21 protein-coding genes are annotated in these 25,245 nt (G+C 66.1%); 14 read left to right on the top strand and 7 right to left on the bottom strand.

The features are described 5' to 3' along the window. Nucleotides 1-73 precede the first annotated feature (73 nt). Nucleotides 74-565, bottom strand: coding sequence for a MarR family winged helix-turn-helix transcriptional regulator (locus ACS8YF_RS17355; RefSeq protein ID WP_109992310.1), 492 nt, complete (start codon nt 563-565; stop codon nt 74-76). 164 nt (nt 566-729) lie between these two features. Between ACS8YF_RS17355 and ACS8YF_RS17350 the strand changes: the two genes are divergently transcribed. After that, entirely contained in the window at nt 730-1,683 is a 954-nt protein-coding gene (locus ACS8YF_RS17350; RefSeq protein ID WP_440851398.1) for a D-2-hydroxyacid dehydrogenase, read from the top strand. A gap of 64 nt (nt 1,684-1,747) precedes the next feature. Here ACS8YF_RS17350 and ACS8YF_RS17345 read toward each other — a convergent pair whose 3' ends face one another. Both ACS8YF_RS17345 and ACS8YF_RS17340 read right to left on the bottom strand, forming a co-directional pair. Further along, nucleotides 1,748-2,359, bottom strand: a complete 612-nt coding sequence (locus tag ACS8YF_RS17345; protein WP_440851397.1) for a DUF938 domain-containing protein — start codon at nt 2,357-2,359, stop codon at nt 1,748-1,750. After that, nucleotides 2,356-3,024, bottom strand: a complete 669-nt coding sequence (locus tag ACS8YF_RS17340) for an O-methyltransferase (protein WP_440851396.1) — start codon at nt 3,022-3,024, stop codon at nt 2,356-2,358. The genes ACS8YF_RS17345 and ACS8YF_RS17340 overlap by 4 nt, the downstream gene beginning before the upstream one ends. Nucleotides 3,025-3,065: 41 nt before the next feature. Between ACS8YF_RS17340 and ACS8YF_RS17335 the strand changes: the two genes are divergently transcribed. From ACS8YF_RS17335 to ACS8YF_RS17290, 10 genes are all read left to right on the top strand, one after another. Continuing rightward, nucleotides 3,066-3,827, top strand: coding sequence for a metallophosphoesterase (locus ACS8YF_RS17335; RefSeq protein WP_440851395.1), 762 nt, complete (start codon nt 3,066-3,068; stop codon nt 3,825-3,827). A 638-nt stretch (nt 3,828-4,465) separates the two neighbouring features. Further along, nucleotides 4,466-5,248: a bifunctional hydroxymethylpyrimidine kinase/phosphomethylpyrimidine kinase gene (gene thiD, locus ACS8YF_RS17330; protein WP_440851394.1), complete on the top strand. Its 783-nt coding sequence runs from the start codon at nt 4,466-4,468 to the stop codon at nt 5,246-5,248. Continuing rightward, complete coding sequence (gene thiE / locus ACS8YF_RS17325) at nt 5,245-5,874, top strand: thiamine phosphate synthase (protein WP_440851393.1); 630 nt, start codon at nt 5,245-5,247, stop codon at nt 5,872-5,874. Before thiD ends, thiE begins: the two co-directional genes overlap by 4 nt. A gap of 109 nt (nt 5,875-5,983) precedes the next feature. Then, on the top strand, nt 5,984-7,300 hold the full coding sequence (hemL, locus tag ACS8YF_RS17320) for a glutamate-1-semialdehyde 2,1-aminomutase (RefSeq protein ID WP_440851392.1): 1,317 nt from the start codon (nt 5,984-5,986) through the stop codon (nt 7,298-7,300). 18 nt (nt 7,301-7,318) lie between these two features. Then, entirely contained in the window at nt 7,319-9,370 is a 2,052-nt protein-coding gene (locus tag ACS8YF_RS17315; RefSeq protein ID WP_440851391.1) for an LssY C-terminal domain-containing protein, read from the top strand. Between the two features lie 339 nt (nt 9,371-9,709). After that, nucleotides 9,710-10,672: a signal recognition particle-docking protein FtsY gene (gene ftsY, locus ACS8YF_RS17310; protein ID WP_440851390.1), complete on the top strand. Its 963-nt coding sequence runs from the start codon at nt 9,710-9,712 to the stop codon at nt 10,670-10,672. A 70-nt stretch (nt 10,673-10,742) separates the two neighbouring features. Continuing rightward, a complete protein-coding gene (gene ftsE, locus ACS8YF_RS17305; RefSeq protein WP_440851389.1) occupies nt 10,743-11,408 on the top strand; it encodes a cell division ATP-binding protein FtsE in 666 nt (221 codons plus the stop codon). 2 nt (nt 11,409-11,410) lie between these two features. Continuing rightward, nucleotides 11,411-12,394 carry a permease-like cell division protein FtsX gene (gene ftsX / locus ACS8YF_RS17300; RefSeq protein WP_440851388.1) on the top strand — a complete coding sequence of 328 codons (984 nt, stop codon included), beginning with the start codon at nt 11,411-11,413 and terminating at the stop codon, nt 12,392-12,394. 137 nt (nt 12,395-12,531) lie between these two features. Then, on the top strand, nt 12,532-13,407 hold the full coding sequence (rpoH, locus tag ACS8YF_RS17295; RefSeq protein WP_440851387.1) for an RNA polymerase sigma factor RpoH: 876 nt from the start codon (nt 12,532-12,534) through the stop codon (nt 13,405-13,407). A 36-nt stretch (nt 13,408-13,443) separates the two neighbouring features. Continuing rightward, on the top strand, nt 13,444-15,033 hold the full coding sequence (locus ACS8YF_RS17290; protein WP_440851386.1) for a glucan biosynthesis protein: 1,590 nt from the start codon (nt 13,444-13,446) through the stop codon (nt 15,031-15,033). 286 nt (nt 15,034-15,319) lie between these two features. Here ACS8YF_RS17290 and ACS8YF_RS17285 read toward each other — a convergent pair whose 3' ends face one another. Next, the gene (locus ACS8YF_RS17285; protein WP_440851385.1) at nt 15,320-18,799 is read right to left on the bottom strand and encodes a mechanosensitive ion channel domain-containing protein; all 3,480 of its coding nucleotides are present in this window, start codon (nt 18,797-18,799) and stop codon (nt 15,320-15,322) included. A 21-nt stretch (nt 18,800-18,820) separates the two neighbouring features. Between ACS8YF_RS17285 and ACS8YF_RS17280 the strand changes: the two genes are divergently transcribed. Both ACS8YF_RS17280 and ACS8YF_RS17275 read left to right on the top strand, forming a co-directional pair. Beyond that, entirely contained in the window at nt 18,821-19,066 is a 246-nt protein-coding gene (locus tag ACS8YF_RS17280; protein ID WP_440851384.1) for a hypothetical protein, read from the top strand. Between the two features lie 79 nt (nt 19,067-19,145). Beyond that, a complete protein-coding gene (locus tag ACS8YF_RS17275) occupies nt 19,146-19,847 on the top strand; it encodes a TetR family transcriptional regulator (protein ID WP_440851383.1) in 702 nt (233 codons plus the stop codon). 295 nt (nt 19,848-20,142) lie between these two features. Here the strand turns inward: ACS8YF_RS17275 and ACS8YF_RS17270 are convergent, their stop codons facing one another. The 3 genes from ACS8YF_RS17270 to ACS8YF_RS17260 form a co-directional block, all read right to left on the bottom strand. Beyond that, a complete protein-coding gene (locus tag ACS8YF_RS17270) occupies nt 20,143-20,757 on the bottom strand; it encodes a DUF2059 domain-containing protein (RefSeq protein ID WP_440851382.1) in 615 nt (204 codons plus the stop codon). Then, nucleotides 20,726-22,480 carry an NADPH-dependent assimilatory sulfite reductase hemoprotein subunit gene (locus ACS8YF_RS17265; protein ID WP_440851381.1) on the bottom strand — a complete coding sequence of 585 codons (1,755 nt, stop codon included), beginning with the start codon at nt 22,478-22,480 and terminating at the stop codon, nt 20,726-20,728. The genes ACS8YF_RS17270 and ACS8YF_RS17265 overlap by 32 nt, the downstream gene beginning before the upstream one ends. A 63-nt stretch (nt 22,481-22,543) precedes the next feature. Next, nucleotides 22,544-24,373, bottom strand: a complete 1,830-nt coding sequence (locus tag ACS8YF_RS17260; RefSeq protein ID WP_440851380.1) for an assimilatory sulfite reductase (NADPH) flavoprotein subunit — start codon at nt 24,371-24,373, stop codon at nt 22,544-22,546. 190 nt (nt 24,374-24,563) lie between these two features. Here ACS8YF_RS17260 and ACS8YF_RS17255 point away from each other — a divergent pair, with 190 nt between their 5' ends. After that, nucleotides 24,564-25,172: a transglycosylase SLT domain-containing protein gene (locus tag ACS8YF_RS17255; protein ID WP_440851379.1), complete on the top strand. Its 609-nt coding sequence runs from the start codon at nt 24,564-24,566 to the stop codon at nt 25,170-25,172. Nucleotides 25,173-25,245 lie beyond the last annotated feature (73 nt).

The following is a 25,245-nucleotide window of genomic DNA, read 5'->3' as shown; positions in this document are numbered from 1 at the left end:
TGACCAAGGCCCGAATCCGAACCTACGGCAGACGACTCTCGGGACATCATTTGGCTTCTATTTCAGCAGCGCCCTAGTCTTCCGCGTTGAGCATGTCGCGCAGCTGGTCGTTGTAACGCGCAGTCAAGCGCGCGAACTCCCGCCGGTCCTCCTCGGACCAGTTCTTGAAGCCCTCCTCCACCCGTTCCAGGCGCCGTCCGCGCACCTCGGCCGCGGCATCCCGGCCGGCTTCGGTAATCGTGACGAAGCCACCCCGGCGATCGTCGGGATTGTCGTGCTTTTCCACCAATCCCGCGTTTTTCATCGCTGCAACCTGACGCGTCACCGTCGAGGCGTCGAGATTCACCTGATCCGCCAGAGCCCCCACCGACTGGCGGTCGTTGCGCTCGAGCAGGATCAGCAGGAGGTAGTGCGCCCGTTCCAGGCCGTAGTGGAACCGCCGCCGCAGTGCCTCCATCCGGCGCACGAGAAAGGCCAGTTCATATTCGAGCGCTTCAGCCGACGGGCATGTAGCCGGCAGATGATTGCCCAACGAAGGGTCTTTCTGTTCGGATCGACGTTTCATCGACTGATGGTCCCTGTCCCTCGGAATGAATACTATAGGAATGCGAGCGTTGAGCTTAGCTTAACGTGACCGACTGTATTGAAAAACTATAGTCGTAGATTATCGTGAGATTTTTTCCAATCTCGTACCGCTGCCCCGACAGCGGCACAGCCAGGGAGATGTAGATGCGCGCCTGTTTTCTCGACGCCGGCTCTGTCGGTACCCGCCTGGACTGGTCCCGACTCGAAGGTGCCGCCGATACGTGGCGCTGGCACCACGCTACCACGGCAGAACAGGTCGACGAGCGCATCCGCGATGTCGATGTGATCGTCACCAACAAGGTCGTGATCGACCGCCGGGCGATCGAGGCGGCGCCCGCGCTCAAGCTGATCTGCCTGACCGCCACCGGCACCAACAATATCGACGTGGCGGCCGCGGCCGAGCGCGGCATTCCGGTGATCAACGTCACCGGCTATGCCACCGCCGCCGTGTCGCAGCACGTGCTGGCCCTGATGCTCGCGTTCGCGACCCACTGGCACGACTACGACGCCGCCGTGGCTCGCGGCGCCTGGCAGCGCGCCGAGTTCTTCGCCATGCACGATTACCCGATCGAAGAACTGGCCGGCGCGACGCTCGGCGTCGTCGGCCACGGCGAACTCGGCGCCGCAGTGGCGCGGCTGGCCGAGGCGTTCGGCATGCGGGTGCTGATCGCGGAACGTCCGGGCGCGGCTCGGGTGCGCGCGCATCGGCTGGCGTTCGAGGATGTGCTGGCTGCCAGCGACTACCTCACCCTGCACTGCCCACTGACCGAGCGTACCCGGGGCCTGATCGATGCCGCCGCCCTGGCCCGGATGAAGCCCACCGCCGTGGTCATCAACACGGCCCGCGGCGGCGTGATCGATTCGCGCGCCCTGATCGATGCCCTCGACAACGGCGTGATCGCCGGTGCGGCGGTCGACGTGCTGGACAACGAGCCGCCGCGCGACGGCCACCCGCTGCTCGAGCACAAGCCCGCGAATCTGATCATCACCCCGCATACGGCCTGGGCCAGCCGCGCGGCGCGCCAGCGCGCGATCGACGGCGTGGCCGCCAACATCACGGCGTTTCGTGCCGGTGACGATTCCGGGCGGGTGAATTAGCCCGGTCAGCAGGCCCGGCACGCGGCGGTTCAGTTGTACCCGCGCGCCGCGCCGGGAACGCCGCTCAACCGGCGTTGGCGCCGTCTTTGCGCCAGATCAACAGGCGATTGTCGCTGGGCATTTTCAATCGGGCGATCCGGCGCAGCCCGTGATCTGCGGCCAGGGCATCCAGGGCTTCGCGGCGCCGAATCCCCATGCTGGCATCGCGAGCGCGCAGCGCCCGGTCAAAGGCCAGATTGCCTTCGCCGGGAGCCTCCTCGGCATCGAAGAACGGCCCGTACAGACACAACAGGCCGCCGGCCATGAGTCGACGGGCCGCCCCGGCGAACAGGGCCGCCACGGCCTCCTCGCTCATGATGTGGGCAACGTTCGCCGCGTAGATTGCGTCGTATTGCGCCGAGGGCCAGGCCGCGCGCACATCCAGCGCCAGCGGCGGCGGCAGCCGCTCGTCGTCATGCGCATCCACCAGCGCCGCGGTCAGACGCCGCAGATGCGCCGGCGCTTCGCTGGTCTGCCACCGGATATGCGGCAGACGCTGGCGCGCATAACGCGCGTGCGTGCCGTCGCCGCCTCCGATTTCCAGCACGGTCCGGGCGCCGGCCAGCCATTCGGCCAGCGCGTCGAAGATCGGCCGCTTGTTGCGCTCGGCCGCCGACAGGTCGCCAATGCCGCTCATCGCTTGCGCGCCAGCGTCAGGCCATCGCCCAGCACGAGCACGGACAGGTCGATGCGCTCGTCATCCGCCAGATGCCGGTTGAACGCGCGGATCGCTTCGGTTTCGCGGTCGTCGCAGCCCGGATCGGCTACGCGCGTGTACCACAGCGTATTGTCGGCCATGATCAGGCCGCCCGGGCGCAACAGCGCCAGACAGCGCTCGTAGTAGTCGATGTAGCGCGATTTGTCGGCATCGATGAAGGCGAAGTCGTAGGCTCCGAGCATACCGGCCGCGACCTCGGCGTCGAGCGTCGCCAGGGCATCGCCGATACGCAGCTCAATGCGTTCGGCCACGCCGGCCGCCGCCCAGTCGGCGCGCGCCCGCGCGGTGATGTCGGTATCGTGGTCGCAGGCGAGGATGCGCCCGCCCGGGCCGATCGCCTCGGCCAGCCACAGTGTCGAATAACCGGCATAGACGCCGAGTTCGATGCCGCGCCGGGCCTCGGCCAGCGCCACCAGCAGCGCCATGAGCTGGCCCTGGCGCGGGCTGACCTGCAGTTGTGCCGCGCCCGCGGCCTCGGTCACACGGCGATTGGCCGCCAGATGCGCCGGTTCGCGTGCGCCGATATCCTCGACATAGGCGAGCAGGTGCGCATCCACCGCCGCCGGTTCTGCTTCGTGGTTCATGCTGTCAGGATACGGCAAAGCCCGATTGCCGGAGAACCGTCATGGCTAGCGCGACCTGCTTGCTTCACATCACCGATTTGCATCTCCTGGCCGAACCGGGTTCGCGATTGCACGGCTGGGATGTATCGGCGACCTTCGATCGCGTGCTGGCCGAGGCGCTCGCCACCCATCCCGAGGCCGACGCGGTGGTGTTGGGTGGCGACCTGGTCGACGACGAAAGCACGACGGGCTATCGCTGGCTGGACAGACGGCTGCACACGCTTGCCCGGCCGGTGTTGGCCGTGGCCGGCAATCATGACGATCCGGCAGCCATGGCCGAGCAGCTGACCTGCGCCGCGGTGCATGACGTGATCGGGGTCGGCGGCTGGCGCCTGATCGGCCTCGACAGCCACGTACCGGGCAGCGACGCCGGCCGGATCGGCCCACGGGCCCTGGCGGGCCTGGATCGCACGCTCCAGGCGGACCCGGCACCCGCGCTGATCTGTGTCCATCACCCGCCGCTTGATGTCGGCAGTGCCTGGATCGACGCCATCGGGCTGGTCGACCGCGATGCCTTGCGTGCCACCCTGGCCCGGCATCCCCGGGTGCGCGGCGTTGTTTGCGGTCATGTCCATCAAGCCGGCGAATACCGGCTCGACGGCTATCCGGTCTGGACCACGCCCTCGACCATGCGCCAGTTCCGTCCCGGCAGCCCCACCTTCGCCGAAGACAGCGCGCGCCCCCCGGGCTATCGCTGCCTGCGGCTCGGCGCGGACGGCGAAATCACCACCACGGTGCACCGCGTGCCTGCCACTCGCACCTAACCCCAAAGTGGCACCGGCACAAAACCGATGCGCGGTAACGACTTGCCGCGCCTCGCCGCGGATTCGGCTGCACTATCAGACCTTTGGACGATGAACAACGGCTTGACAGCGACTCCGAATGGCGATCCATGCCTGGCCGAGTCTCCCGTTGACGGGCTAAACGCTTGAGTCGGAACGCGAAAGCGTATGCATTCACAAAACCTGTGGATAACTCTGTGGAAATACCCGGGCGTCACCGGCTGCGAGGGCGTCAATGCGGTGAATCAGACAAAGCGGCGATTTTGTAACCAGTGCGACACACGCATGGCAAAACAGTGGCTTACGGGGATCGGGCCGTCTGGCGGACCGGCCGAAAAAAATATACGACCGACGTCGAATAGGCGCTCGAGGATTGTGCATAACAAACGACCCGTCGCGCCGTCCAGCAGCGCGACGCGGCGCCCACGCCGTTTAGCGCCGGAATTCCGCGCAGACATCCGGCCTTAGCGCGGTTTTTTCGTTGCATTCAGCGCGACCGCGCTCGGCCGTTACCGGCCGTTCTTCGGGCGTGCCCCCGCGCCCGCCGCAGCGGGCGCGCACAGGCGTTCCGACATCCGGCAGAATACCGGCGACCCAACGCAAGGCTCTACACTGCGCCCATGACTCGTCCCAACGTTCTCATTCTCTCCGGCCATGACCCGAGCGGCGGCGCCGGCCTGCACGCCGACATCGAAGCGGTGGCCGCGCAGGGCGCGCACGGCGCCGCCGTGATCACGGCGCTCACCCGCCAGGACACGCGCAATGTCTACGGCGTCGCGCCGGTGGCCGAGGATTTCTTCGCCGCCTGTATCGATACGCTGCTGGACGACATGCCGTTCGCCGCAATCAAGACCGGCGTGCTGGTCACGGCCGGCCAGGTTCGGATCGTCGCCGAGCTGGCAGCCCGCCTGCCTGGCGTGCCGCTGGTGGTCGACCCGGTGCTGGTCGCGGCCGGCGGCGGCGAACTCGCCGGTGACCCGGTGGGTCGGGCCATGCGCGATGCGTTGTTTGCTCAGGCGACCGTCATCACGCCGAACACCGATGAGGCACGCCGCCTGTGCGCGGGCGAAACCGATATCGACCGCTGCGGCGCGATGCTGGTGGCGGCCGGCTGTCATGCGCTGATCACCGGCGGCGATGACGGCGACGAGGCCGAAGTCGTCAACCGCCTGTACACGCCCGACGGGGAGATCGAGCGCTATACCTGGCCGCGCCTGGCCGGCCGCTTCCATGGCTCCGGCTGTACGCTCGCGGCCAGCCTGGCGGCGCGGCTGGCGCTGGGAGAATCGCTCGGCGACGCCGTGGCCAATGCCCAGGCCTACACCGGGCGCGCCCTGGCGCGCAGCTTCAGCGCCGGCTCCGGCCAGTCGATTCCGGGGCGCTGGCCGGGAGGCGACCGATGAGCGCCACCCGCGGCCTGTATGCCATTTACAATCGTGCCGGGCTCGACGGCGATCGGCTCGCGGCCGTGGATGCGGTACTCGCGGCGGGCGCGATCTGGCTGCAGTATCGTGACAAGCGCCCGGAGGCGCCGGATCGTGGGCTGATGGCCGAACTGGCCGCTCTGACCCGTGCCCACGGGGCGAAACTGATCATCAACGACGACTGGCGGCTGGCCGTGGAGACCGGCGCGGACGGTGTCCACCTGGGCCAGGCCGACGGCAGCGTCAGTCAGGCACGGGCCGCGCTCGGCCCACGGGCGATCGTCGGCATCAGCTGCCAGGATCGAATCGCGCGGGCCCGGGCGGGCATTGCCGCCGGCGCCAGCTATGTCAGCTTCGGCCGTTTTTTTGCCTCCACCACCAAACCGGATGCGCCACCGGCCGAAACGCGCGTGCTGACCGCTGCCCGCGAACTTGGCGTGCCGGTGGTCGCCATCGGCGGGATTCACGCCGGCAATGCGCCCGCCCTGATCGCGGCCGGCGCCGACCTGATCGCCGTGTCCGCCGGCCTGTTCGCGGCCGCCGATCCGGGCGCCGCGGCCGCCGAACTGGCGCATCTGTTCGCGCCGCAGCCGCCCGATCGCTGACCCCGGGCGTGCATTGCCCGCCCGCGCCGCGCGGTCCTGGCGCCCCGGTCTCGGCGCAAACCGCAACAGGTTCTAGAATGTTCGCAGGTTCCGTTATTTGGAGTATTCGATGAGCTCTCAGCACGCCCGCCCCGGCCCCCGTTCGGTCGAACTGTTCGATCGCGCCCGACGTGTCACGCCCGGCGGTGTCAATTCGCCGGCCCGCGCCTTCAACGGCGTTGGCGGCGGCGCGCCGGTGTTCATCGATCGCGCGAAGGGCGCCTGGATCACCGATGTCGACGGCAACGATTATGTCGACTACGTCGGCTCGTTCGGTCCGATGATTCTCGGCCACGCCGACCCGGCCGTGGTCGAGGCCGTGCAGAAGCAGGCCGCGAAGGGCCTGTCCTTCGGCGCGCCGACCGGGCTCGAGGTCGAACTGGCCGAGCTGATCAGCGAGATGGTGGCCTCGATCGAGTCGGTGCGCATGGTCAATTCGGGCACCGAGGCGGCGATGACCGCCATCCGCCTGGCCCGCGGGTATACCGGACGCAACAAGATCCTCAAGTTCGCCGGCAACTATCATGGCCATGTCGATGCCCTGCTGGTCAACGCCGGCTCCGGGCCGCTGACGCTGGGCATCCCGGGCTCGCCGGGGGTGCCGGCCTCGGTGGTCGAGGACACGCTCGTGGCCACCTACAACGACCTGGCATCGGTCCAGACGGCGTTCGCCGAACACGGCAGCGAGATCGCCGCGATCATGGTCGAACCCGTGGCCGGCAACATGAACTGCGTGCCGCCGGTCGACGGGTTTCTGGCAGGCCTGCGCCATCTCTGCGATGCGCACGGCGCACTGCTGATCTTCGACGAAGTGATGACCGGTTTTCGTGTTCATCCGGGCTGTGCGCAGGCGTATTACGGCGTCACCCCGGACGTCACCGCGCTCGGCAAGATCGTGGGCGGCGGCATGCCGGTGGGCGCGGTCGGCGGGCCGGCCGCGGTGATGGAAACGCTGGCGCCGAGCGGCCCGGTATACCAGGCCGGCACATTGAGCGGCCATCCACTGGGCATGGCCGCCGGTATCGCCACGCTCTCGCAGATTCGCGACGGTTCGGTGCATGCCGCCATCGAGCCCAGGGTGGCGGCGCTGCGTGCGGGCCTGGAAGCACGCGCGAAACAGCACGGCGTGCCGTTCATGACCCAGGCCGCGGGCGCCATGTTCGGCATGTTCTTCACCGCGGCCGAACGGGTCACGCGTTTCGACGAAGTCGCCGCCTGTGATCTCGACGCTTTCACGCGTTTCTTCCACGGCATGCTCGATAACGGCGTCTATCTGGCACCGGCGGCCTTCGAAGCCGCGTTTGTCTCGCGCGCCCATGATGACGAGGCGCTCGCGTCGACACTGGCCGCCGCGGACAAGGCGTTCGCCGCCGCGGCCGCCGGCTAGGCCCGCGGTCCCGCCCGCGTGGCCCATGCCCTCATCACCGCGATCCTGGCCTGGGTCTCGGCCCATCCGACGCTGGCTGTCGCGGTGGTATTCGCCGTGGCCGTCGCCGAGTCGCTGTTCCTGTTCGGTCTCCTGATCCCCGGCGCCATCTTCATGTTCGCCTTCGGGGCACTGATCGGCAGTCAGGCCCTGTCGGCCACGGCCACCTTCGCCGCCGCCATCGCCGGCACACTGGCCGGCGACAGTGCGAGCTATGCGCTGGGCCGGCGTTATCGCGGCCGGCTGCACGACCTGCCCGGCCTGGCGCGCATCCCCGGCGGCGTCGCCCGCGGCGAGGCATTCTTCGCCCGGCACGGCGGCAAGGGCATCGTGCTCGGCCGGCTCATCGGCGCCCTGCGCCCGGTCATGCCGACGGTGGCGGGCGCGGCGGGCCTGTCGGTGACCCGATTCGCGATCATGGAAGTGATCGCTACCGCGCTTTGGGCGCCGATCTATATCGGCCCGGGCGTGGTGTTCGGCGCTTCGCTCGACCTGGCCGCCCAGGTCGCGACCCGGCTGGCGATTCTGCTGCTCGGCGCCTCGGCAATCGTTTGGGTGGCGACCAGCCTGGCGCGCCTCGCGGTGGTGGCCGGGCGCAGCGCCGGCCGGCGTTATGCCGAGCGCTTGATGAACTGGAGCCGCCGGCATCGCCGACTGGGCCTGCTCGGCCCCGCGCTGGCCGATCCGCGCCAGCCCGAAATCCCCGCACTGGCCGTGGCGGCGGCCCTGCTGATGGGCGCGATCGCCGTGGTCTACCTGGCGCTCTGGGGCTGGGCGGGTCCGCGCTATCCGACGACGTTCGATGCGCTGGCGTTCTATCTGATCGGCAGCCTGCACAACACACCGACCGATGCGTTCGCGCGTTGGGTCGCCGAGTTGGGCTCACCGCTGATCTATCTGCCGTTCGCGACCCTGATCGCGATCACGCTGTCGGTGATGGGCAACTGGCGGGCCGCGGCCCACTGGATCGTGGCGATCGCATTTTCCGCGACCGCCACGCTGTTGCTGCGCTGGCTACTCGCGATTCCGCCGCCCGCCGTATTCTTCCAGCGGGCCGCGGGGGACCCGCTGTACCTCGCCGGCGGCGGCCAGGATCTGGTGCTCTGTGCCACCGTCTACGGGCTGGCCGGCATGATCGTGCGCACGCGCCAGCCGATCGAACTGCGGCCGTATTACGACTCGGCCACGGTCGCCGGCATCGTGCTGATCGCGCTGGCCCGGCTGTATCTGGGCCTGGACTGGGCCAGCGACAGCCTGATCGGGCTGGGCGTGGCGTTCGTGTGGCTCAATCTGCTGATGATCGGCTTCCGGCGCCAGCGGCCGCGCCCGGTCCGCGGGCGGCCGGTACTCATGGCACTGGTCAGCTGTGTCGTGTTCGCCGGGCTGCTGGTACTGCTGCCCGGTGGCGCCCTGCACGACCTGCCCGGCCGTGTCGGCCCGCCGTTGAGCGGCCCGGCCCGGCACGTCGACAACTGGGCCGAGGGCGGCTATCGCTGCCTGCCCGCCCATATCCAGACCCTCCGCGGGCGGGGCGGCGCGCCGTTGAATCTCCAGGCCGCCGGCGATATCGGCGCGTTGCGCGACGCGCTGGCGCATGCCGGCTGGCGCCCGTCGGCCCGAATCGGCGCCGGCACCGCGCTCCGCAGCCTGGCCCCGGACACGCCGATCGATACGCTGCCGGTACTGCCGCGGGTTCACGACGGCCGCCGGCCGATGCTGGTAGTGACCCATCCCGTGGCGGGCCACCCCCGCCGGCGCTGGGTTCTGCGGCTCTGGTCGACCACACGCGTCACCGCCGTCGACGGCGCACCGATCTGGGTCGGCATGATCGATGGCCAGCGCGTCGGCCACGAACTGCAGATGCTGACCACGGCCCTTGATGAAACCGATTACGCCGCGGCGGCCGCGTTCATGAGCGCCAATCTCGCCGCACACGGAGTCGGCTACCGACAGGTGACCCATGCCCACGATCCGCTGGTCCTGATGTGGGCCGCAGCACCCGGGGGCGATGCTACAGTAGCGCCGCGTTAGGGCCTGTTGCCGTTTCACGCGACGCCGCGTTGCGGCTCCAAATCGTGTCAGCCAAGGCGCAGGGCGCCGGCCGCAGTCATTCTGCGGTCAAGCCCTGCAACGCCGGATGGCGCGATTTGGGGCCACAACCCGAAGGGCCGGCGGCCATTTTTGCGCAATCCGGCGTTGCAACTCGCTCATGTAGCGAGGCTACACTACGCTCGTTGCGCCTTGTCTTGCGCAAAAATGGCCGCCGGCGCGGTGCCGCGTGAAACGGCAACAGGCCCTGGGGCGGTTGCCGTGGCACGCCACGCCCGCCGTATCCACGTTCCACCGATTGCAGTCGAGATAGCGACGATCATGGCCAAGCCCGACGCCCCGAAGACCACGAAGCTCAAGCAGCCGGGTTTTTTGACCCGGATGCGCGCCAGCCTGAACAAGGGCAATTCGTGGCTCACCTACGATCTGCGCAACCTGTTGCCCGGCGAGACCGTGGACCAGGACGCGCTCGACGAACTGGAGACCCAGCTGCTGCTGGCCGACGTCGGCGTGGACGCCACCGGCCAGGTCATGCATCGGCTGCAGACGCTCTACGACGGCGGCCAACTGCGCACATCCAAGGATCTAGGCAAGTCGCTGCGCGAACATCTGGGCAATATCCTGGCGCCCTGCGAGGCGCCGTTGGCGATCCCGGACGACGTCAAGCCCTATGTAATCCTCATGGTCGGCGTGAACGGCGTCGGCAAGACCACGACCATCGGCAAGCTGTCGAAGAAACTGCAGGATGCCGGCAAGTCGGTGATGCTCGCCGCCGGCGATACCTTTCGCGCAGCCGCCGTCGAACAGCTCACCGAGTGGGGCGAGCGCAACAACGTACCGGTGGTCTCCCAGGGCAGCGGCGCCGATTCGGCCTCGGTGGTCTTCGACGCCTATTCGCGCGCCACCGCGCGCGGCGTCGACGTGCTGATCGCGGACACGGCCGGGCGGCTGCATACCCAGGGCCACCTGATGGAAGAGCTCAAGAAGATCAAGCGCGTGCTGGCCAAGCAGAACACCGATGCGCCGCACGAGATCATGCTGGTGGTCGACGCCACCACCGGCGGCAACGCACTGCAGCAGGCCGTGGCCTTCAACGACGCGGTCGGGCTGACCGGCATCACGGTGACCAAGCTCGACGGCTCGGCTTCCGGCGGCGTGGTGTTCGCCATCTGCCAGAAACTGGGGCTGCCGCTGCGCTTTATCGGCGTGGGCGAAACGGTCGCCGATCTGGGCGTATTCGAGGCCGAGCATTTCATGGACGCACTGTTCGATCGGCAAGCGTAGCCGCGCCCGCGGCCTTGCCAAAGAGACGGGCCTGGCCGAGGATTGCGGCACGTCCAACGGACCCTCTCCGATGACCGATATCGTGGCCTTCGACAACGTGGTCAAGCGCTACCCCGGCGGCAAGCTCGCGCTGGATCGCGTTTCACTGCGCCTGGCGCGCGGCGAAATGGCGTTCCTGACCGGCCACTCCGGTGCCGGCAAGTCCACGCTGATGAAACTGATCGGGCTGATCGAGCGCCCGACGCGCGGGCGCGTGGTGATCAACGGCACGGATCTGGCCCGGGTGCGGCGCGTGCATATCCCGCGTTATCGCCAGCGCGTCGGGCTGATCTTCCAGAACTACAACCTGCTGCACGATCGTACGGTGTTCGATAACGTCGCCCTGCCGCTGGTCATCCGCGGCGTGGGGCATGGCGAGATCGCACGGCGCGTGCGGGCGGCGCTGGACACGGTCGGCCTGCTCTCACACGAGAAAAAATTCCCGATCACGCTGTCCGGCGGCGAGCAACAGCGCGTCGGCATCGCCCGCGCCGTGGTCAACCGGCCGCATCTGCTGCTGGCCGATGAGCCGACCGGCAATCTCGACCCGGAGCTGTCGGCCGACATCATGCGGCTGTTCACGCGGCTCAACGAGACCGGCACCAGCATCATGATCGCCACCCACGCCATCGACCTGGTCGAAGATATGGGTTATCGGCGGATCGCCCTCGAACACGGCCATCTGGAGGCCGGCTGAGCATGCCCGAGTCACAGCCCGGGAGCAGTTCGCGCAGCAGCGGCCCGGCTGCGCGCGGCCGCCGACGCGGCCGGCTCGCCAGCTGGGCCGCCTCGCATGCCCGTTGCCTGCTGGAGAGTCTCGGCCGGCTGCACCGGCGCTGGGTCGCCAGTCTGCTCACCGTGCTGGTGATCGGCATCGCGCTGGCCCTGCCGGCCGGCTTGTACGTACTGGTCAAGAATCTCGACACACTGGCCTCGAACTGGCATCAATCGGTGCGCATCTCCCTGTATCTGAAGCAGGATGTCTCCGTCGACGCCGGCCAGCACCTGGCCGACGACCTGGTCGGCGAAGCCGGCATAACCGCGACCCGATTCATTTCCGCCAACCAGGGGCTGCGCCAGTTCAAGCGCACCAGCGGTTTCGGCGCCGCGCTCGATGCCCTGGGCTCCAACCCCCTGCCCGGCGTGATCGAGGTCACGCCGAAGGCCAGCCTGCCACCGGCCGCGGTCAGCCAGTTGGTGGCGCAACTGTCGCAGCGCAAGGCAGTCGATCATGCGGCGCTCGATCAGGCCTGGCTGCGGCGTCTGACCGCCATTCTCGCGCTGATCTCACGCGCTTCCTGGGTGATCGGCGCCCTGTTGTCGGCGGCCGTGCTGTTCATCGTCGGCAATACCATTCGCCTGGATATCGAAAACCGGCGCCAGGAAATCGAGGTGATGAAACTTCTGGGCGCGAGCAATGCCTTCATCCGGCGGCCGTTTCTCTACAGCGGCGTGTGGTATGGCCTGCTCGGTGCACTCGTCGCACTCGTGGTGCTCGCCGCCTGTTATCTGGCCCTGGGCGGGCCATTGTCCACGCTAACCGCGTCCTACCAGGGCAGCCTCGACCTGAAGGGGCTGAGCCTGCGTGAAAGCCTGTCACTGCTGGTGCTCGGCATCGCCCTGGGCTGGCTGGGCTGCGCGATCACCGTCAACCGGCAACTGGCCGCGATCAAGCCGAAATAACGCATCGGATTGCCCCGGATCCGGGGAACCCCGAAGCCGGATCAGGGTCTTACCGCATAGTTCAATATTGTGCACTCAGCGCCCCCGAATTTGCTAAAATAGGGGCTATATGCCATTAGCCCAAGGAGGCTACATTCATGGCCAACGATATTTCCCTGTCTCCCGCGAAGATGAACCTGCCGACGCTGTCGTCGGCCAGTATCGAAGCCTATCTTCAGGCGGTCTCCAGTATTCCCGTTCTCGATCAGGAGGATGAGCAGAAACTGGCACGGCGTCTGCGCGACGACGGCGATATCCAGGCGGCCCAGAAGCTGATTCTGTCCAACCTGCGCTTCGTGGTCCATGTCGCCCGTGGTTATTCCGGCTATGGCCTGCCGCTGGCCGATCTGGTCCAGGAAGGCAACATCGGTCTGATGAAGGCGGTCAAACGCTTCGACCCCGATGTCGGCGTCCGCCTGATTTCGTTTGCCGTGCACTGGATCCGTGCCGAGATCCACGAATACATCCTGCGCAACTGGCGCATCGTGAAGGTGGCGACGACCAAGGCACAGCGCAAGTTGTTCTTCAACCTGCGCAGCTCGAAGAAGCGGCTCGGCTGGATGAATAATGCCGAAGTCGAGGCCGTGGCCGGCGATCTCGGCGTCAAGCCGGAGACGGTGCTGCAAATGGAGCGCCGGCTGTCCGGCGGCGACCAGTCGTTCAATGCCCTGCCGTCCGCGGGCGAGGAAACAGCCTATGCGCCGGAAGACTATCTGTCCTCCGACGACGGCGACGATCCGGCTTCCGATATCGAGAACGACAACTGGCAGACCTATCAGCATGCCAACCTCGAACGGGCGATGACCGAGCTGGATGAACGCAGCCGCGATATTCTTGAGTCCCGCTGGCTGCGCGAGGACGGCAAGATCGGGCTGCAGGAGCTCGGCGACAAGTACCGGGTGTCCGCCGAACGCATTCGTCAGCTCGAGGTCGCGGCAATCAAGAAGCTGCGCAACGCCATGGCCGAGGCGTAACGGCCGGTTTTCCGCGGCCACGCTTATCCCTTTCGCATGGACCGGTGTCGACGGCGCCTGCTGCAGGCCACTGCGGCCTGGGTGGGCGCCGGATCGATCGGGCGCCTGCCGGTGGCGTGGGCCGCCGCCTCGGGGGCGCCGCTGTCCGGTGGCGCGCCTTTCTCCTTCCACCGGTTGATCGACCATGCCGGCCATCTGGCCACCCTGCCCTATGTGCCGCCGCAGCCGCGCTACGGCAAGCTGCTGTCCGAAATCGGCTACCAGACCTTCATGGGCATCGAGACCCGCAAAGGTCACGAGTTGTGGGCAGACACCGATCTGCCGTTCGCGGTCGAATTCTTCCATCTCGACAACGGCACGCGCGTGCCGGTCGACATCAATATCGTCAGCGACGGTCGCGCCCACCACCTCGACTACGATCCCCGCATGTTCGTCTATCCCGACCCCGCCATGGCGCGGCGCATGCCCGACGACCTCGGCTACGCGGGATTCCGCCTGCATGACGCCCGCACCGACCATCGCGAATGGCTGGCGTTCAAGGGGGCAAGCTATTTCCGCAGCCCCGGGACCGAGAACCAGTACGGCCTGTCGGCGCGTGGCGTAGCGGTCAACAGCGCCGAGCCCGGGCCCGAATCCTTTCCGGATTTTACCCGCTTCTGGCTCCAACGCCCCGCGCCGAGTGACGACGAGATCACGATCTGGGCACTGCTGGAAGGCGAACACCTCACCGGCGCCTATGAGATGCGCTGCCGGCGGCCGGGCGACGTGATCATGGATATCCGTAGCCGGCTGTTCCAGCGCAAGGCTATCGACCGGCTCGGCATTGCGCCGTTGACCAGCATGTTCTGGTTCTCCGAAACCAATGCCCGTCGCGGCGCCGATTGGCGGCCCGAGGTGCACGACAGCGACGGACTGGCGATCGCCACCGGCCGGGGCGAACGCATCTGGCGTGCCCTGAACAACCCACCGCGTCCCGATATCTCGCTGTTTGCCGATGAAAATCCGCGCGGCTTCGGCCTGCTTCAGCGCGACCGGGACTTCGATCATTACCAGGACTCGGGCGTTGCCTTCGAGCGGCGACCTAGCGCCTGGATCGAGCCGGCCGGCCACTGGGGCGCGGGGCATGTCGCCCTGTTCGAACTACCGACCCGCGAAGAGATCAACGACAACATCAATGCATTCTGGGTTCCGGACAAACCGGCCACGGCCAATGCGCGCTGGGCGTTCGACTACACACTGTCATGGACCGACCAGGCACCGTTTCCGCGCGACCTGGCGCGTGTCCGTGCCACGCGTACCGGCCGTGCCGGCCGCCCCGGCACGTACCGGGACCGAAGCCCCCTCGATCGCAAGTTCGTGATCGATTTCACCGGCGGCCCGATTGCCGGCAAGCCGGGCAAGGATGTCCACATCGATGCCTCGGCCAGCCGGGGCCGCATCGACAACCCCTACGTTGTCGCCATCGGCGCGAACGAGCCCGGCTGGCGCGTTTTCCTCGACTGGCTCGGCGACAAGCCGCCCGGCCCGGCGGAGGCCGCGGTCCTGCGCTGCCGCCTGATGCGGGGCGATAAGCCGCTGACCGAGACCTGGGTGTACTCGTACTATCCGCGCCCCCTGCTGGGCTAGGTGCCGTTCCGTCCGCGTCCGCGCCAAGCGCTGTTCTGCCGCAAGGCGAGACAGCCCGTGTGCGGCTTATTAATCCGGCATCAAAACAGCTGACTTCACCCGCTGTTTTCAACGCCTTCAAAAATAAAAGCCGGCGCCTATCCGTCTTTTATTTTCAAAGGCTTCCCGGCCAATGGCCGCGGCGAGCATGCGCTCGCATACGCGCGTTATTAACCCGAAAAATCATCTGTTTTTGTGCCGGGTTAATAGCGCGTCTACGCGAGCGCGCTGCAACGCGGGGTTGCGGCTAGACCTCCGGAACGCCGCCGTCCGGCGCATCACCCGCATCCGCTTCCCCCGCATCCCGCGGGCGCGCCTCGGCCTGGGCAAGACGCTTGCGCGGGCGCCGGACGCCCGCGAACTGACGTGTGACGCTTTCGTCGATCGAGCGAATGTGCAGATCCTGCTGCGGGAACACGATCTCGATGCCGTTGGCATCGAACAACGCGTGGATGCGTCGATACAGCGCGTGCTGTAGCGGCAGCAGATTGAAAAGATCGTGATAGAACACGCGCGCCTCGAACAGGACGGCGCTATCGCCGTAGCCGACCATGAACACCGAGGGCGCCGGCGTCTCCAGCGCCACCGGCTCCGCCCGGATCGCCTCGTAGATCAGCTTCTCGACCAGATCGGCATCAGCATCGTAGGACACGCCCACCTTGATGATCAGGCGGGTGATGTCGTCGGTGAGCGTCCAGTTGATCACGGTCTCGGTGATGAAGGTCTTGTTCGGGATCACCAGTTCCTTGTTGTCCCAATCGGTGATCGTGGTGGCCCGGATACGGATGCGCGAAACGGTGCCGGTGAGCGTACCCACGGTCACCGTATCGCCGACCCGGACCGGGCGCTCGAACAGAATCACGAGACCCGAGACGAAATTGGCGAAGATTTCCTGCAGACCGAAGCCAAGACCGACACCGATGGCCGCGATCAGCCACTGGATGGAGGACCAGTGCAGGCCGATGAGATTGACCGCCACCAGTACGCCAAAGATCACGATGGCGTACTGGAACAGCGTGGCCATCGCGTAGCGGCTGCCCGCATCCATCGATAACCGGCGCAGGACGGTGATTTCCAGAAAGCCCGGCAAATTGCGCCCGGCCAGCGCCGTGACCACCGCGACCGCAACCGCCAACAGCAGTGCGCCCAGGGTCACGTTGGTGATCTGGGTCTGGCCGCCGACACGCGTCGCATACTGCCAGAGATTGATGTTATCGAGCAGCTGCAGCGCAGGCAGGGTGTCGGACCAGATCAGCCACAGGCCGGTGCCGATCATGAGCGTAATCACCACCTTGATCAGGCCGCGGGTCTGCTCGCTGATCTGGATCAGATCGATCTCGAGACTATCGAGGGTCTCCGGCGCGCCCTCACCCGAAACTGCCGCGGCCTCGCGCGTCGCGCGCGCTTCGCGGGCCTCTTCGCGCTTGCGTAGCGCCCGGGCCAGCGCCAGGCGTCGCTCGACTACGGTCAGCCAGCGCACGATCAGGCTGTAGACGATCACCGAGCCGCCCAGCACGGCGATGGAATAGAAAAACCGCGACTGCAGCTGCAGCGCCGTGTAGTAGTAGCCCAGCCCGGCCAGGCCGCACAGCGCCAGGGGCACGCCGGTCGCCAACGGCAGCCAGAAATAACCCAGCCGCCAGGCACTGCCGTCGTCGGCGGTCATTACATCGGCCAACGCACCACGCATCGGGTGCAATACGCGCCACGCAAAGACGGCGATCGAGAGTTCACCGAACATGAAGGCCGCGCGGCCCAGCGTCTCACGCTTGGCATCGTCGTCGAAGGCCTCGGTCATGCTGATGATGACCACCGGCGCGATCAGCGCAATCATCACCCAGCGCAGATTGCGATACAGTCCGCGGCGGGCGCTGCCCGGCCAATGGAAGTGGCGGTCCGCCAGGCCGCTCTCCCGGCAGACGTTGGCGAACGGTTCAATGAAAACGAGCAAGAAGCCGAGCTGGAAGACCGCCGCGGCCACCGCCTGGCTGAACTTCGATGCCTCGGGGGCATGCCGCAACAGAAACGCGGCCAGGAAAAAGATCAGTATGCTCGGCAGCGACAACAACACGGTGATCACGGTCGCTCGCAACGTCAGCCACATGGTGTCGTGGCTGACGTTGCCGACCGGCTCGCCGAGCCGCCGCAACCGATGCCGCATCGGCCGGCGAATCGCAATCAACAGCGCGATTACCAGCGCACCCAGACCCGCCCAGATCGGCTGAGCGATTACGCCGGCCGCAAGCGCCGATACCGTCTGCTTCCAACTGCCCGGATCGATCAGCCAGGGCATGCCCGCCGCCACCCGCGCCGGCCAGTCGAGCCGGATGGCATGAAACGACGGCAGCCAGAACAGACGCTCGTCGAGCAGGCGATTGAATGAGGACAACGTGCTCTGATATTGCTGCGACAGGCTCTTCAGATCGCGACCGATATTCACGAACCGGCCCTGGGCATCGATGAGCATGTCGACAATCGAACGCCGCTGCTTGAGCAGATTGACCAGCGACTCGCGCTGGCCGGCGCTGAGCTTGACGCCCGCCTTGTCCGCCATGCGATCGGCCATGGCATCGGGGTTGTCGAGTTCCGCGCGGTCCTGCTGCAGCTGGAAGCGCTTCAATTCGGCCGATGAGATATCCGGCTGATCCGACGACCCCGAGCCGGACAGGAACGGCAGCGCGGGATTCGCCAGACGGCGCCGCTGATTGCGCAATACATCGCCCAGCGCGACCGAACCGCCGCCGATCTCGAGCTGGCGCTGAACGAGATTCAAACGGCGTTCCAGATTCTCCACCCGGGCGCGCTGGTTGCTCTGGCGCTGGCTGAGGGCCTGGGTTTTCTGGGTGATCTTGGAAAGTTCGTGAGTCAGCTCGACGTTGCGCTGGGCCGCCTTGGTGATCGGCGCCAGCGAACTCCGCAGTTCACTCAGCTTATCCTCGCTGGCATTCTGCAGCGATTGCGCCGAGGCATTCTGCTGACGGCTCAGCGCGGTCTGGATCCGGGCCAGCGACTCGTTGAGATGGGCGACCTTGGCTTCTGCCAATGAGCGGCGTGCCTCGAGCAGCTGCTCATGGTTGTCGAGGCCGGTCAGTTCCTCATGCAGGCGCTCGATTTCGGCGTTGAGCGCATCCCGACGCGCCACATTCAGCTCGCTCTGGGCCTGGGCGAGCACACTGGCCTTCGGGCCCGGACTCGGGCCACCGGCGTTGGCGCTCGCCAGCGACTGCAGCTTGTTGCGCGCTTCGGCCAGCGACTGGCGCGCCGACTCCGGCCGCTGAGCGGCACGCGTCAATTTATCCCGCAGATCGGACAGATCGGCCTGGGCATCCGACAGCTCGGTACGCAGCTTGTCGGCGCGCGACGACAGTTCGTCCAGCGAAAGATTGTCGAGCTGATCCAGCGGCGTCGGCTTCTGCAGATCGGCCAGGGCCTGGTGTGCCTGCTCGATCTTTTTCGGTGCCTGCGCCGCGTCCTCGCGCAGTTTCGCTGCCTGCTTGCGATCCGCCTCGGCCGATTGCAGCGCCGAAATCGCGTCCTGGTAGGTTTGCACCGCGTGGGCGCGTACACCGTCCGACAGATCCTTGCGCGATTTCGCCGTTTTGATCTCTGCCTTGAGATGCTGAATCTGGCTGGCGTAATCCTTGGGTTGGTCGCCACTGCCGGTGGCCGCCATGGCCACAGTGGACGCGGCCAGCCCGAACACCAGGACGACCCAGCACAGCAACATGACGGCCCCCACCCGGGGGCCATGCTGAAAATGACGGCGATGCAACACAGCGCGATCGACTCGCTCGGTTCGATTCAAAGTAACCTAGTCTACGGCCTGTCCCGCTCGCGAGCGATACGAAAATTAAAGGGATACAAGCGGACACGGATGCTGGCCGAATACGGGCGCACCGTCATCGCCGAGCGGACCGCTTGTATCGTGACCGTCGACGCGGCCACGGCCGTCGCCCGCCGGCTTGTGGGTGCCGATTGCTGCAATGCACAATAAGGTCGTGTCGCGCCGCGGGGTCCGGTCCGGGCCCATCGCGACATGGGGTTTTGCTGTCGAATCTGTTACAAACACGTCAATGGCTCGCTACGATTCCAACCCTCCCACCATCGCCGTTCGCACCCCGCCGCGCCGGGGCGAGGCGCGTGCCGCCTTGATGGAGGCCGCACTGGAACTCGTGGCCAGCGAAAGCAACTTCTCGGCGCTGTCCCTGCGCCGGATCGCACGCCGGGCCGGCGTCGTGCCCACGGCGTTCTATCGACATTTCCAGGACATGGACGCACTCGGCATGGCGCTGGTGGAGGATACCTTCGCCGAACTGCGACGCATGCTCGGCGATGCCGATCTGCCGTCGATGCCCATTGATGGCTTGACGCGTTATTCGGTCCAGCTGTTCGCGTCACACGTTCGCGATCACCGGCTGCTGTTTCAGTTCCTGATCAAGGAGCGTTACGCGGGCAGCGCGGCAATGCGCGCCGCCATCCACGGGCATATCAGCGCGCTGATCGACGAACTCGCCGATGATTTGGCGCAGTTCGATGAATTCGACCATATCGATATCGACGATCTGCGCATGATTGCCGAACTCGTGGTCAACGCGATCATCGCGGTCTCCGAGCGAATCCTGGATGTTCCCCCGGACGCTGCCGCCGACGACGCGCTCATGCTGCGGGCCGAAAAGCAGCTGCGCCTCATCTTTCTCGGCGTGGGCCGCTGGAGCAGCCGGGGCACGCATCGCACGCCAACGCCGGATACGGCGCGGGTCGCGCGCGAAAGCTAGGGCCTGTTGCCGTTTCGTGCGAGTCCGCCCCAAGCGCTTCCTGAAAAATTACTTGGGGGCGGCAAGACGAGGCGTAGCGAATGTGGCGTAGTTATTCTACGTGAGAGAGCACCAACGCTGGATTGCCGCAAAACAGCGCTTGTCCCGAAGGGTTGGGCCGCCCATAAAAATTTACTAGGAGCGCCCGGCGGCGTTGCGAGTCTGGGTCGTGGCACGCCCAGAGCCGGCGACTCGCGCCTTGCCGGACACGATTTGCGGACTCCAACGCGGCGCTCGCACGAAACGGCAACAGGCCCTAGTCGCCGCCGCGGGGCCGGGCAGCCGGATCGTCAAGCTGTGCGCGCACGCGCTGCAGGATCTCCGGCACCAGCGACAAGCCCCATTGCGAACCGAGATCCAGCGTCTCCGCCATGAGCTCCGGCGAGGTGTCGACCAGCTTCTGGCCCAGCGGCGAGCGATAGAACCGCACCAGCTGGCTGAGTTCAATCAGATTGAAGTGCTTTTCGTAGACCGGGGCCAGCACGGAATAAAGCGCGTCGCCGTCCCGAATATGCTCGGACACCACGGCCCGGGTCTGCTGCTGGATCACGCCCATCGTCCGCGGGTTGAGCGTCGGCCCGAACATGGCGATGGCACGCGACACGCGATCGACCAGTTCCTGCGAGAACAGCGCCTGTACTTCCGGCGTATCGGTGAGATCGACCAGCGTCCGAATCAGCTGTTCCTCGCGCGCGTCGCTGCCTGCAACGTGCGCCAGGGGCGAGCCTGCGGCAACCACGCGGGGCGAGACATCCGACCCCGTACCGGCGTGAGCCGCTGCCGGCACCATGATAGCGGCCAGCGCAATGGCGCCGGCCCGCTGCAAGCGCCTGCGGCGATCAGGCCGCCCGGGCAGGACCCACGTTGTCATGAAAGTTGCGCCCCTCGGTGGTCGCGGCGATGATGCCGCGGCGGATCACGAAATCACCAAAATGCTCGCCGTCCTCGCGTTCGGCGGCAAAGCGCTCGATCAACGGGGTCAGCTCGGCGAGAATCTCGTCCTCACCGATATTCTCGCGATAAAGCTTATTCAGACGTGAACCGTCGAAGGCCGCGCCGAGATACAGGTTGTACTTGCCCGGCGCCTTGCCGACGAATGCGATCTCGCCGAGAAACGGACGGGCGCAACCGTTCGGGCAACCGGTCATGCGGATGACGATCGGCACCTCGCCCACGCCGGCGTCCGTCATCACCCCCTGCAGCTTGTCGACCAGTTCGGGCAGATAACGCTCGGACTCGGCCATGGCCAGGCCACAGGTCGGGAACGCCACGCAGGACATCGAGGCATGGCGCAACGGCGAGCGCTCGCGTCCGTCGTCAAGCCCGTAGTGGGCGGCCAATGCCTCGATCGCCGGCTTGTCGGCCTCGTCGATGCCGGCGAACACGATATTGTGGTTGCCGGTCAGCCGGATCGTGCCCTTGTGAATCCTGGCCAGCTCGCGCAGCGCGGTCATCAGTTTGTAGCCGGGCCGGCCACGATACTGGCCGTGATGGGCCCGGCCATTGTCGTCGAAATCGGCGATACGGCCGTTCTCGATGAACAGCGTCAAATGCCATGCGCCATCGTCGGACTGCTGCCAGCCGAGCGGATCGCCGTTGCGCTCGAAATGATAATCGCGCGCATCCTCGAGCTCGATACCGGCGCGCTCCGCCAGCTGCGCATGAATGAAATCGAGGCCATGATCGTCGATCGTGTATTTGAAGCGCGCATGCTTGCGGTTCTCGCGATCACCGTAGTCGCGCTGGATCGTGACCAGCGTTTCGACCGTCTTCAGCACATGATCCAGGCCGGCGAAACCGATCACCGTGCCCAGACGCGGATAGGTCGCCGGCTCGCCGTGGGTGGTGCCCATCCCGCCGCCGATGGCGACATTGAAGCCGATCAGCTCGCCGTTCTCGATGATCGCGATCAGGCCGATGTCGTTGGCGAACACATCGACGTCGTTCTCCGGGGGCACGGCGATGGCGATCTTGAACTTGCGCGGCAGGTAGGACTTGCCGTAAATCGGCTCGTGGTCCGCCTCGCCGGACGGCGGCTGCTCGAGAAAGATCTCTTCGTAGGCCCGTGATTTCCAGGCCAGATGCTCGGACAGCCGGCTCGACCAGTCGTGAATCGCCGCATGCACCGCCGATTTCTCCGGAAACGCCGACGCCATCACGTTGCGATTGACGTCACCACAGGCGCCGCGGGCGTCCACGCCGATCTTGTAGGCATCCTGCAGCAGCGGTCGCAGATGCTTCTTGGCCACATGGTGGAACTGAAAGGTCTGGCGTGTGGTCAGCCGCAGCGTGCCGTTGGCATATTCATGGGCCAGGCGGTCGATTTCCAGATACTGCTCGCCGGTAACGACACCGGCCGGCAGGCGCAGGCGCAACATGAACTGGTAGTGCGGTTCCAGTTTCGAGGCCTTGCGCTCGGCGCGGATGTCGCGATCGTCCTGCTGGTAGAAGCCATAGAACTTCGTCAGCTGGGTATCGTCCTGGGCGATCGAGGCAGTCAGCTCGTCGGCCAGGCCCTCGGCAATGGTGCCGCGCAGATAGTTGCTGGCCAGCTTGATGTGTTCAACGGGAGACAGGTTCTTGGTGTCGCTCATGGCGTTCACTCGCTATTGCAAATCGGCGCTCGTTGGGGCTCGGATATCGGCGGGCCGGGCCGATCAGTAGACATCGCGCTGATAGCGCTTTTCCTTCTGCAGGGTCTTGAGATACCCGACCGCGCCTTCGGCATCCAGATTGGCATTCTCGGCAATGATGTCGATCAGCGCATCGTGCACATCCGCGGCCATCGCATTCGCATCACCGCAAACATAGACCGTCGCACCGGACTCGATCCAGTCGAACACCTCCGCGCCGGCCGCGCGAAGTTTGTGCTGGACATAGATCTTTTCCGCCTGGTCGCGCGAGAACGCAACATCCATGCGGGTCAGCACACCGTCGTCGCGCCAGCGCAGCCAGTCGGTCTGGTAGTAGAAGTCGGTGCGGAAGTGCTGCGCGCCAAAGAACACCCAGTTCTTGCCGGTGGCGCCGCGCTCCTCGCGCTCTTCCATGAAGGCACGGAACGGCGCGATGCCGGTGCCCGGGCCGATCATGATGATCGGCGCATCGTCGGCCGGCAGCTTGAAGTTCTTGTTGTGATCGATATAGATCGGCAACCTGGCGTCTTCGCTGCGATCGGCCAGATGAACCGAGGCGACGCCGTGGCGTTCGCGCCCGTGGGCCCGATAGCGCACCGCGGCCACGGTGAGATGGATCTCGTCCGGGTTGGCGGCATGGCTGGAGGCGATCGAGTACAGCCGCGGCGGGAGCTTGCGCAGCAGCCGCACGAAGTCGGCGCCGGTCATGCCCGCCACCGGGTAGTCCTCGACCAGGTCGATGATGAAACGGCCGTCCATGTATTCGGCCAGCTGTGCCCGGGCTTCCTCGGCGAGCAAGGCGTTGAGCTCGTCATTCGCCGCACGCTCGGCGTATTTTTCGATGAACGGCCGGGTCAGCGTGGTGATCTCGTACTGATGCGTCAGTGCATGTTCGAGGGTCACCTCGCCGTCCAGGCCGGTCACTTCATCCTCGGCGTTCGCGCCGAGCGCCCCGATCAATTCGGCCACCACCTGCGGACCGTTGGACGGGATCACGCCGAGCGAGTCGCCCGGTTCCCAGACCAGCCCGGAATCCTCGGTATCCAGTTCGATGTGGTGTACTTCCTTGTCGGAGCCGCGGCCGTTGAGCACGACATTGGTGAGCAACTCGGCCGAATACGGATTCTTGCGGCTCCACTGGCTCGCTGCCGGCTGCTCGCTCGCACCCGGCATGACCGTGACATTCGTGTGCCCGCCGGGCGCCTCGGCGCCGCCCATTTCTTCCTTGAACCTGGCCAACACATCGCCGATCCAGGCTTCGGCGGCCTCGTCGAAATCGACATCCAGATCCATGCGATCGACCACACGGGTCGCACCGAGTTTTTCCAGCTGGACGTCGAAATCGCGGCCGGTCTGGCAGAAATGCTCGTAGCTCGAGTCGCCGAAAGCCAGCACGGAGAAATTCACGCCCGCCAGCTTGGGCGCCTTCTTGCCATGAACGAATTCATGCAATTCCTCGGCATTGTCCGGCGGGTCGCCCTCGCCGTGCGTGGACACACAGATGACGAGGTTCTTCTCCTTTTTCAGGTCACGCGGCTTGTAGTCGAGCATGTCGATGGCCTGCGCGCTGAGCCCGGCCGCTTCGGCACGGGCAACGAGCTGCTCGGCGATATCCTCGGCATTGCCCGTCTGCGAGCCGTAAAGCACCGTCAACGGCTCGGCGCTCGCGGCGGCCGGCGCGCCCGGCTGGGGCTGCGCCACCTCGCCGACGGTCGCCGTCGCGTTCAGCCCCGCCAGATAGCCGCTGATCCAGGTCGCCTGCGCCGGGCTCAGGCTCTGGATGAGCGACGTCAGCTGGGCGGCCTGCTGGGCGTTCAGCGGGCTGCTGTGTTCATCGATAGTCACTGCATTCATTGCCATTTCAAATACCGCGTAGCCGGAGGCGGAGGCAAAGGCTATCGCGACCGCCTAAAAATTAAAACCTTTGTTTTTATATTTTTATATAACTTAAAAATATATTTCGTGCAGTTCGGGGGCGCGACAGCAGGGGTGTCGGCACCGGGCGTCATACCCAGGCTCAAACGGCTCTGCTAGGCTCCCCGCCATGCGAGTGCTTCTATTGTTGTGCCTGCCCGTCCTCGTACTCACCGGTTGTGTGACGGCGCCGCCAAGCAACCCGTCCAATCTGTGCAGTGTTTTCAAGGAAAAGCACGGCTGGTACCAGGACGCCGACCACGCCTACAAACGCTGGGGCGCACCGATTCCGGTACAGATGTCGATCATCTTCCAGGAATCCCGGTACGTTGGGGACGCTCGCCCGCCGCGCAACCATCTTTTGTGGATTATACCGTGGACGCACATCAGTTCAGCGTACGGCTATACCCAGGCACTGGATTCCACCTGGGACCACTATAAGTCGCAAACCGGGCATCCGTTCGCCGACCGCGACGATTTCGGCGATGCCACGGATTTTGTCGGCTGGTACGTCGACCAGAGCCATCGGATTCTGGGCATCTCCAAATCCGATGCCTACAGCCAGTACCTGGCTTATTACGTGGGCACGGGCGGTTATCGTCGGGGCGTCTATCGGCACAAGCCGTGGCTGATGCGTACCGCCGGGCGCGTACAGAGCCGGGCCCATCGTTACCGCCGCCAGTTGGCGGGTTGCCGCTCCGAACTCGAGCATCCGGGCCATTGGTGGTGGCCGTTCTAGGAGTCTGTCGGACTGAGCCCCGGCGGCGTGACCTGTTTGTCGCGTGCCGGACGTTGCGTCCCGTTTTTTTCGC

Source organism: Salinisphaera sp. SWV1, from assembly GCF_052044155.1.
Lineage (GTDB): Bacteria > Pseudomonadota > Gammaproteobacteria > Nevskiales > Salinisphaeraceae > Salinisphaera.
Note: the sequence above shows the minus strand (reverse complement) of the source record. Positions and strands in the feature narration are given on the sequence as shown.